The 296-nt window shown below is 60.8% G+C and carries 1 protein-coding gene; it reads right to left on the bottom strand.

Features of this window, described 5'->3' with window-relative positions:
- Window positions 1-296, bottom strand: a 296-nt coding sequence (locus EN804_RS36325; RefSeq protein ID WP_281407940.1) for a proton-conducting transporter membrane subunit, incomplete at both ends; no start/stop codon positions are given.

The following is a 296-nucleotide window of genomic DNA, read 5'->3' as shown; positions in this document are numbered from 1 at the left end:
CACCGAGCAGCAGAGTTATGACGCCGGCCGCGCCGACCAGCCAGAACCATTCCGGCGTGCCCGCAAGCACCGGCCAGAACCTTGCCAGCAGGAAAACACCCGCTTTCACCATGGTAGCCGAGTGGAGATAGGCGGAAACGGGTGTTGGTGCCGCCATGGCATTGGGCAGCCAGAAGTGAAAGGGAAACTGCGCGCTCTTCGTCAGAGCGCCGACGAGAATAAGAATGAGCGCAGGCACATAAAGCGGATGCGCGCGAATGGCGGAGCCGGCCTCGATGATTCTGTCGTCATCGTAA

Origin of the sequence: Mesorhizobium sp. M8A.F.Ca.ET.161.01.1.1 (assembly GCF_004792105.1) — a bacterium.
GTDB lineage: Bacteria > Pseudomonadota > Alphaproteobacteria > Rhizobiales > Rhizobiaceae > Mesorhizobium.
The sequence above is the reverse complement of the archived record's forward strand: the minus strand, read 5'-3'. Positions and strand labels throughout refer to the sequence as shown.